General features: G+C 39.5%; 5 protein-coding genes. 3 read left to right on the top strand and 2 right to left on the bottom strand.

Going from position 1 to position 4,391, the window contains the following annotated elements:
- Positions 1 to 1,179 (top strand): lipoate--protein ligase family protein (locus ACUVXA_RS16770; protein WP_445872436.1); only part of this gene is annotated, 1,179 nt, incomplete at its 5' end.
- Between the two features lie 41 nt (positions 1,180 to 1,220).
- Here ACUVXA_RS16770 and ACUVXA_RS16765 read toward each other — a convergent pair.
- Positions 1,221 to 1,832 carry a tetratricopeptide repeat protein gene (locus tag ACUVXA_RS16765; protein ID WP_445872435.1) on the bottom strand — a complete coding sequence of 204 codons (612 nt, stop codon included), beginning with the start codon at positions 1,830 to 1,832 and terminating at the stop codon, positions 1,221 to 1,223.
- A 109-nt stretch (positions 1,833 to 1,941) separates the two neighbouring features.
- A complete protein-coding gene (locus tag ACUVXA_RS16760) occupies positions 1,942 to 2,262 on the bottom strand; it encodes a cupin domain-containing protein (RefSeq protein ID WP_445872434.1) in 321 nt (106 codons plus the stop codon).
- 350 nt (positions 2,263 to 2,612) lie between these two features.
- Here ACUVXA_RS16760 and cbiQ point away from each other — a divergent pair, with 350 nt between their 5' ends.
- Positions 2,613 to 3,548, top strand: a complete 936-nt coding sequence (gene cbiQ / locus ACUVXA_RS16755) for a cobalt ECF transporter T component CbiQ (RefSeq protein ID WP_445872433.1) — start codon at positions 2,613 to 2,615, stop codon at positions 3,546 to 3,548.
- Positions 3,541 to 4,386, top strand: coding sequence for an energy-coupling factor ABC transporter ATP-binding protein (locus tag ACUVXA_RS16750; protein WP_445872432.1), 846 nt, complete (start codon positions 3,541 to 3,543; stop codon positions 4,384 to 4,386). The genes cbiQ and ACUVXA_RS16750 overlap by 8 nt, the downstream gene beginning before the upstream one ends.
- Positions 4,387 to 4,391: the final 5 nt, after the last annotated feature.

Genomic DNA, 4,391 nt, shown 5'->3' with positions numbered 1-4,391 from the left:
AGATTATTGTCAGACCAGATTGCCTGGCGTCGTAAGGATGGAAAAACTAAATTTGAGGAAGATGAGAGTGCCTACTCAAAATTGTGTGTCGGTTTTAAGGATTTCATTTTAAGAGTAGGAACCTTATCGCTCACTCCGCCCGGAGTTTTACCTAATTGTGTTACCTGGTGGATGGAGTGGCAAACAGATAATGTGGTGTTTCCTTATTTTGCATCGCCAGATCACGACGTAAATATTGACAAATGTAGGGCTAGGAACATAACTCTAGATATTAGAGCCCCGCTGGGCGGAGGCACATCCTGGCTCGATAAGGGCTGCCCTATCAACGGAACCGGTTTTCGTAGAGACCACCCCAAGTGTCCTCCAACCCTGGAAGAGTTTTACCGAATACTCTATAGTACCTATGTTAAAGATATTGGCGAGGAATTCGGAATAAAAACCAGGTTTAAACCCATAAATGATGTGGAAGTCTACTGTGATGATGGAGTATGGAGAAAGATCAGCATAGCCAGTGGAGTTCCTACTCCAGCCTACATGGCTGTGGGTGCCGGGATACAAATGACTCCTATTCCCTGGGAGAGAGTGGACGAAGTCATCATTCCGCCCCCGGAAAAGTTTGCAGACAAGGAAACCAAAACCCTGAGGGACAGATCCACTTGTCTAAACGAGGCCGTGGGCAGAGAAATAACACTAGACGAACTATCAGAAGTTCTAAAACACTCATGTGAAAAAGCTTTTGGAGTAACCATGGTGGAATGTGAAATTTTTTGGGACAAAGTTCCCATATACAATGCGGTAAAGGGCATGCTCACCGCTGACACCTGGTTCTGGGACCGCTCGGAAGCCCAAAAATTTAAGGAAACCCCAATAACGGGTGGCGTTAAAAAGGGTGAGGCACGAGTTAAAATACCCCAGGGTCCTTTTGTGCGAGCGGTTGTGTTAACGGAAAAAGATAAGATAATTAATCTGCTGATTTCTGGTTCCTTGCACGCGTCTCCATTGATACCGGAATCCCCGGTGCACAAGATTGAAAGAGAGATTCAAGGAGCTCCCATTAAAAAAGAAGCTGTTCAAGAAAAAGTGGAAAAAGTTCTTAGCATGGAAGGACAGGAAATTCCCAACATCACCTCAGGGCAATTAGCCGACCTTATTATGAGAGCTTGTGAAGTAGCATCCTAATTAATCCGGGTAAACAGATACTGTTTAGAACTTGTTATCACTCAGTCTAGTGGTAGTTCCTTTATTTTTGAATTTCTTCTTCTTAGTTCTGCATCCACCTCTTTTTTCAGTATCCACGCTACTTCCCTAGCTAGTGATGCTATTTCTGGATGATCAATTTTATCTCCAATTTTAATCGCTTTCTCAAAATATTCCAGCGCTTTCTTCAGATTCCATAATCTCTCATAAATTTGACCAATCTGTTTATAGGACTGAAACTGTTTAACCTTATCCTTAGCTTTTCTAGAAACTTTTTCAGCTTCCTGCGCATATTCCAAGGCTCCATTCAGTTCGTTCTTATCCATTAACAGATTAGTTAAAAGGAATAAATTCTCTAAAAGGTTAGGCCAATCCTTCAACTTTCTATCCAGTTCTATAGCGTTTTTATAACAGGTTTCAGCCTTGTCCCATTCCTCGTAAAAAGTGTAAACATTTCCCATTTGTCTGTAGCATCTTGCCATTTCGGACTTTAATCCTTTTTCGGTAAAGATTTCTGAAGCTTTTTCAAATCTTCTAAGAGCTCTCTCCCCTTCACCTTGTGATAAGAGTTTAACTCCACTCAAAAATAGGATCTTGGCAGCACTCTCCTCAAGCCCAGCCTTGGACGAACTCATCTCCCTACCTTCCTTTTATGGAATAAGCATCTAAATGCCTTTTTTTATATCTTCCTAATTAATTTTTAGTAAGAAGAAACGGATGCCTAAATATTTTTAAAACCAGTTTTTATCTATAGTCTTCTCTTGGTGGACAGAACACATCTATGATTATAGATTCTTCGATTAATTCTGCAGAGTGGTCGATATTTGGTTTTATGTAGTAACTGTCTCCCGTTCCTAATAGGTATTTTTTTTCTCCGATTCTTAGTTTAACTTTTCCTTTTACCACGTATCCCACTTGTTCGTGGGGGTGGGTATGCGCGGGTACTATTGCTCCTTTTTGAAAGGTAAATTCGCACAACATCATTTTTTCTCCCAGTGCTAAGTTTTTGCGCCAAACTCCTTCCAACATTTCTACGGTCTTTGCTTGTGCTGATTTTACTATCACGGTTCTGCACCACCGATAATTATTTTGATAATGCTTTTTCCAAGTTTATGTTCTTCTATGTTTTAAAATCTATCCTTTGCCTCTCTTTTGGTATGCATCACTTTTCTTCAGACTTCTGGTGAGTTATTTGCGTTTTACATTGTATTTAATGGGCTTTGATTTGTTTAAAGTATTACTTTTTAAGAAAAATTTATTACTCAAAGTGGGCACCGTTTTCATCAAACTTATGGGGCAATTATCTAGCTAAAATAGGAGAATATTTTAATGGTTTTGATAGCCATTTTTCGGGACTCGAAATTTGAATTCCGAATCTATTTGAAGAGTTTTGATTCAAGATCGGAGGTTTATTTTTGAAGAACCCTATCGGTATGGCTGGACTATTGACTTTTTTCAGAGACACTCTGCTTACTGAGAGAACCACGAATATGGTTTCCGCAGTACATCGACGTGATACCCGTATTAAACTAGTTTCATTGTTGTTGATAATTATCTGTGCGGTGATTTTAGAAAATATCATTTTTTTGGGAGTTCTATTTATAATTCTCATAAGCTTGGTTTTGCTTTCTAGAATTCCATTAAAGTTGTACATTGTTCGGGCATCCTTTATTCCTCTTTTCACCGTTCTTATTGCATTGCCTCTGCCCTTCATTGTTCCCGGAAACATCTTAACTATTATACCTACTTTCGGTTTCAATTATCTTACGGTTTCTTTTGAGGGCCTCTATCGAACCATAGTTTTTGTTTCAAGGGTGTGGATATCTGTGGGAGCGGCGGTTCTCTTGGTTTCAACTAGTAAATTTTCAGATATAGCTATGGCTCTGAGAAAAATGGGTGCACCTGAAATTCTCACGACACTTCTCCTAATTACTTATCGCTACATTTTCTTATTTGCGGATGAAGCACTTTCCATGGTTCAGGCAAGAAACATGAGAAACTTCGGAAAAGAGGTTTTCATAAAAAGGATAAAGGTTGTGGGACAAATGATAGGAACACTTTTCCTAAGAGCGTTTGAAAGGGGAGAGCAAGTATACTACGCCATGCTTTCGAGAGGATATGTTGGAAAGCTAGAAAGCCATACCAAGCTAAAAATTGGTAAAACTGATGTAGTTTTCCTATGTTTAATTTTTACTATCATTCTCAGCTTAATCCTTATGGATCTAATGGCTTTTAATTTCACGACTTTGAATCACTCATACCTCACCTACATTATAATAGATTTAGTAGTAGAAAAGGTGTATATCTTCACCGACTTTACTAGAACTTTTTGGGGGTTACTAGTTGTCTGAGTTAGCAGTCAATGTAAAAAATCTGAAGTATAAGTATCCCGATGAGTCTTGGGCTTTAAAAGATGTAAGCCTAGAGGTATCTGTTGGAGAATCAATTCTACTACTCGGAATAAGTGGAGTTGGAAAATCAACTCTGCTCATGAATCTTAACGGTCTCCTTACACCAACAGAGGGCACTGTACAAATTTTCGGGAAAAAAGTCGTAGAGAAAAACCTTAAAGAAATAAGACGAAGAGTCGGCTTCGTCTTCCAGAACCCTGAGAACCAACTATTCTGCCCCACACTTTGGGACGACGTTGCGTTTGGACCTGTAAATCTTGGCTTCCCCCCAGAACAGGTGGAAGAACGAGTTGAAAAAGCCCTTAAACTCGTAGGCTTAACAACCTATGCTGAGAAAGCCCCTCACCACTTGAGTTTCGGTGAGAAGAGAAGAGCGGCCATAGCCACCATTCTCTCTATGGAACCAGAAATTCTCCTACTGGACGAGCCCACCGCAAACTTGGATCCGAGAAGCGTAGAGAACATCATCAAAATCTTAAGAGAAATATCGTCAAAAGGAAAAACTATTATCATAGCCACCCACGACGTAAACACTTTACCCCAAATCACAGACAGAACCATCATAATGTATAATGGAAAAATCAAAGCTAAGGGACACACCAAAGAACTGCTCGCAGACTATGAGATTCTGGAAAAGTATGGTCTAAAACTGCCCATAATTGGACAATTATTTCACAAACTAGAATCCGATCACAAATTATCCTTTGATACTAGCCTTCCAATAACGATTAACTCTGCAGAGCAAAAAATCATGGAATTAATTAACAGAAATAAATAATAGAT

This window comes from Candidatus Jordarchaeum sp., from assembly GCF_052745115.1.
Note: the sequence above shows the minus strand (reverse complement) of the source record. Positions and strands in the feature narration are given on the sequence as shown.